The organism is Streptosporangium sp. NPDC023825 (assembly GCF_040639575.1).
In the GTDB taxonomy this organism is placed as follows: domain Bacteria; phylum Actinomycetota; class Actinomycetes; order Streptosporangiales; family Streptosporangiaceae; genus Streptosporangium.
Window position 1 is genome coordinate 1 of the sequence record NZ_JBFAAE010000133.1, and the last position, 5,168, is coordinate 5,168.

1 protein-coding gene is annotated in these 5,168 nt (G+C 72.9%); it reads left to right on the plus strand.

Translation table 11 applies throughout. The features are described 5' to 3' along the window. Positions 1 to 27: 27 nt before the first annotated feature. Positions 28 to 5,168, plus strand: a 5,141-nt coding sequence (locus tag AB0G15_RS43290) for a type I polyketide synthase (RefSeq protein ID WP_362851532.1), incomplete at its 3' end; no start/stop codon positions are given.

The following is a 5,168-nucleotide window of genomic DNA, read 5'->3' on the forward strand; positions in this document are numbered from 1 at the left end:
GCCGATGCCTGTGTGGTGGTGGGCTCGTTGCGGCGTGATGACGGCGGGCCGCGCCGGTTGTGGACGAGCGCGGCCGAGTTGTGGGTGCGCGGCGGTGACGTCGACTGGGAGCGGGTCATCGCCCCGGCCCACCCCGGCGCCGTCGACCTGCCCACCTACGCCTTCCAGCACCAGCGCTACTGGCTGCTGGAGACGGGCGGCGCGGGCGACGCCGAGAGCCTCGGGCTCCGGGCCACCGGGCACCCGCTGCTCGGCGCGTCCACCGGGCTCGCGGAGAGCGGAGCGGCGGTGCTCACCGGACGCGTGTCGATCGCCACGCACCCGTGGCTGGCCGACCACGCGGTCAACGGGCAGGTGCTGCTGCCCGGCACCGGCCTCGTGGAGCTGGCCGTACGGGCGGGCGACGAGGTCGGCTGCGACCTGCTGGAGGAGCTGACGCTGCAGGCGCCGCTGTTCCTGCCGGAGCGCGGGGCCGTCCAGCTCCAGGTGGCCGTCGGCGCGCCCGACGAGGACGGACGCCGGCAGCTGGGGATCTACTCCCGCCCGCACGACGCGCAGGACGAGCCCTGGACCCAGAACGCCGCGGGAACACTGGCCCGCGCCGGCGTGGTCGTACCGGAAGCCGAGGAGATCTGGCCCCCGGAGGGCGCGCAGGCCGTCGGCATGGACGGGCTGTACGACGACTTCGCCGCCATCGGCCTGGGCTACGGTCCCGCCTTCCGCGGGCTGCGGGCCGCGTGGCGCAAGGGCGACGAGGTCTTCGCCGAACTGGCGCTGCCCGAGGACATGGCACGGGACGCCGCCAGGTTCGGGTTGCACCCGGCGCTGTTCGACGTCGCCCTGCACGCCACCGCCCTCGGCGGGTTCGCGACCGATTCCGAACCGGGCCGGCCCTCCCTGCCGTTCGCCTGGAACGGGGTGGCGCTGCACGCCTCCGGAGCCACGAAGCTCCGTGTCAGGATCTCGCTGATCGCCCAGGGCGCGGTCTCGATCAAGCTGATGGACACCGCGGGCCTGCCCGTGGCGACGGTCGCGTCGCTGGCCGTACGCCCGGTCTCCATCGGTCAGCCGGAGGCCAACCGCACCGCAGGACTCAGGAACAAGCTGTTCCACGTCGAGTGGAGTGCGGCTCCGGCCGCTTCCGCGGGGGTGCCCGGGTGGGTGGTGGCCGATTCGCTGGACGGTTCACCGGATGCCGAGATCGCGGAGTGTGTGCTGGTCGAGGTGTCGGCCGGGGTGCACGAGGCGTTGGACGTGGTGCAGGGGTGGTTGGCCGAGGAGCGGTTCGCCTCCTCGCGGCTGGTGGTGGTGACGCGGGGTGCGGTGGCGGTCGCGGATGAGGCGCCGGATCCGGCGCAGGCGGCGGTGTGGGGTCTGGTGCGGGCGGCGCAGGCGGAGCAGCCTGGCCGGTTCGTGCTGCTGGACCTGGACACCGAATCCCTCGACGAGGGCACGATCGGTCAGGCGCTCGCCTCGGGTGAGGCGCAGGTCGCGGTGCGGGCCGGCGCGGTGTGGATGCCGCGGCTGGTGCGCACGGTGGTGGCGCCGGTCGAGGAGGAGCGTGCTCCGGTGTTCGGGCCGGAGGGCACGGTGCTGGTCACCGGAGGCACCGGCGGCCTGGGCGCGCTGGTGGCCAGGCATCTGGCCGCCACCTACCAGGTCAAGCACCTGCTGCTGGCCGGCCGGCGCGGCGAGCGGGCCCCGGGTGTCGCCGAGCTGGTGGCGGAGCTGACCGAACTGGGTGCTCAGGTAAGTGTCGCGGCGTGCGACGTGGGTGACCGGGACGCGCTGGCCGGGATGATCGCGGCGATTCCGGCCGGGCAGCCGCTGAGCGGTGTGGTGCACGCGGCCGGTGTCCTGGACGACGGTGTGATCACCGCGCTGACGTCCGAGCGGCTGGACGGGGTCATGCGGCCCAAGGCCGACGCGGCCTGGTATCTGCACGAGCTGACCCGGGAGCTGGACCTGTCGGCGTTCGTCCTCTTCTCCTCGATGGCCGGGGTGCTGGGCGGTCCCGGGCAGGGCAACTACGCCGCTGCCAACGCCTTCCTCGACGCGCTGGCCGAGCACCGCAGGTCACAGGGACTGGCGGGCACCTCGCTGGCCTGGGGCCTGTGGGCGATCGGCGGGCTGGCCGACCTGGACGAAGCCGACCTGCGGCGCCTCGCGCGCTCCGGTGTCGAACCGCTGACCGCCGAGGACGGCCTGGCCCTCTTCGACGCCGCACTCGACACGGGACGGGCCACGCTGCTCCCGGCCCAGCTCAACTTCAAGGTCCTCAGTACTCACGCGGACTCGCTGCCACCGCTGCTGCGCGGCCTGGTGTCCGCTCCCGCCAGGCGGGTGGTGACGGCGGCCTCGGAGGCCGCGGCCACCCTGAAGCAGCAGCTGGCGAGCCTGCCTCCCGCCGGTCAGCGGGCCGTGCTGGAGGACCTGGTACGCGACCAGCTGGCCGTGGTCCTCGGATTCGCCGACGCGTCCGCACTCGACGACGGCATCTCCTTCCAGGAGCTCGGCTTCGACTCGCTGATGGCGGTGGAGTTCCGCAACCGGCTCAGCCAGGTCACCGGCATGCGGCTGCCGGCCACGCTGATCTTCGACTATCCGACCCAGGCGGTGCTCGTCCCGTTCCTGTCCGGCGAGCTGCTCGGCAAGCGGGAGATCGCGGTCACCTCCCGGGTCTCGACCGGAGACGACGAGCCCATCGCGATCGTCGGCATGGCCTGCCGCTATCCCGGCGGGGTCGAATCGCCGGAGGACATGTGGCGGCTCGTGGCGCAGGCGGGCGACGCGGTGGGCGAGTTCCCCACCGACCGGGGCTGGGATCTGGAGAAACTGTACGACCCGGACCCCGGCAACCGCGGCACCTCCTACGCCAGGCACGGCGGTTTCCTGTACGACGCCGCCGAGTTCGACCCCGGCTTCTTCGGGATCAGCCCGCGCGAGGCCGTCGCCATGGACCCGCAGCAGCGCCTGCTGCTGGAGAGCTCCTGGCAGGCGATCGAGCGTGCGGGAATCGACCCGCACGGCCTGCGAGGAAGCCGGACGGGCGTGTTCGCCGGGGTGATGTACCACGACTACGCGAGCCAGCTCACCTCCATACCGGAGGAGCTGGAGGGCCTGATCGGCACCGGCAACTCCGGCAGCGTCGCCTCCGGGCGGGTGTCCTACACCTTCGGGTTCGAGGGACCCGCGATGACCGTGGACACCGCGTGCTCGTCGTCGCTGGTCGCGCTGCACCTGGCGGCGCAGGCGCTGCGCTCGGGCGACTGCGACCTGGCCCTGGCGGGCGGTGTGACGGTGATGGCCACCCCGTGGACGTTCATCGAGTTCGCCCGGCAGCGCAACCTCTCGCCGGACGGCCGCTGCCGGGCGTTCGCCCAGGCGGAAGGCGGCGTCGGCCTCTCGGAGGGTGTGGGCATGCTGCTGGTCGAGCGGCTGTCGGACGCGCGGCGCAACGGCCACCAGGTCCTCGCGGTCCTGCGGGGCAGCGCGGTCAACCAGGACGGCGCGAGCAACGGGCTGACCGCGCCGAACGGTCCCTCGCAGCAGCGGGTGATCCGCCAGGCGCTGTCCAACGCGAACCTCTCACCCGCCGACGTCGACCTGGTCGAGGCGCACGGCACCGGAACGGTGCTGGGTGACCCGATCGAGGCGCAGGCGCTGATCGCCACCTACGGTCAGGACCGGCCGGAGGACCGGCCGCTGTGGCTGGGTTCCATCAAGTCGAACATCGGCCACGCGCAGGCGGCCGCCGGCGTGGCCGGTGTGATCAAGATGGTGATGGCGCTGCGCAACGGCGTCATGCCGCAGACCCTGCACGCCGAGGAGCGGTCGGAGCACATCGACTGGTCGGCGGGCGCGGTGGAACTGCTGACCGAGGCCCGTCCCTGGGAGCCGGAGAACGGCCCGCGCCGGGCGGCGGTGTCCTCCTTCGGGATCAGCGGCACGAACGCGCACGTCGTCCTGGAGGAGTCTCCGGCCGAACCGGACAGGGAGCCGGGCGAGGCCCTGCCCGCCGTCCCGTGGCTGCTCTCCGGAAAGTCGGTGGCGGCGCTGCGGGCACAGGCGCGGCAGCTCAGGTCCTGGATGCTGAAGCGGCCGGAGCTGGACGTGGCGGATGTCGGCTGGTCGCTGGCGACGGGCCGGGCGCTGCTGGAGCAGCGCGCGGCGGTGGTCGGCGCGGACCGTACCGGCTTGCTGGAGGCGCTGTCGGCACTGGCCGAGGGCGAGCCGGGCGAGTCGGTGGTCGAGTCCGGGCAGGTGCGCGGGCGAGCCAGGTTGGCGATGTTGTTCGCCGGTCAGGGCAGCCAGCGGGTGGGCATGGGCCGTGAGCTGGCCTCCGCGTTTCCGGTGTTCGCCGAGGCGCTGGACGAGGTCTGCGCGCTGCTTCCACACCCCGTGCGCCAGGTGATGTTCTCCGACCCCGACGGCGTGCTGGCCGAGACGGGGATGACTCAACCGGCGCTGTTCGCCTTCGAGGTAGCCCTGTACCGGCTGCTGGCCTCGTTCGGCATCACCCCGGACGTGCTGGTCGGCCACTCGGTGGGAGAGATCGCGGCCGCTCACGTGGCGGGCGTGCTGTCGCTGCCCGACGCGTGCGCCCTCGTCACCGCTCGCGCCCGGTTGATGCAGGCCCTTCCGGAAGGCGGGGCGATGCTGGCCGTCGCCGCCCCCGAAGCGGAGATCCTTCCGCTGCTGGAAGGACGCCAGGACATCGGCATCGCGGCGGTCAACGGGCCGGAGGCCGTGGTGATCTCCGGCAGTGAGAACGCGGTGGAGGAGATCGCCGCCCTGACAAGTGCCCGCACGCGCAGGCTGCGGGTCTCGCACGCGTTCCACTCGCCCCTGATGGAGCCGATGCTGGCGGAGTTCGAGCAGGTCGTCTCCGGGTTGACTTTCAGTGAGCCGAGCATCCCGGTGGTGTCCAACGTGACGGGCCGGCCTGCCGAGCCGGGTCTGCTGACCGACCCGGCGTACTGGGTGCGGCATGTGCGCGAGGCGGTGCGCTTCGCCGACGGGGTGGTGGCCTGCCAGGCGAACGTGTTCGTGGAGGTCGGCCCGGATTCGACGCTGACCGCGCTGGCTCAGCAGAGTGTCGAGGACGGAACGTTCGTGGCGGTCGCGCGTAAGGATCGCGACGAGGCCCGGACGCTGGTCAGGGCCCT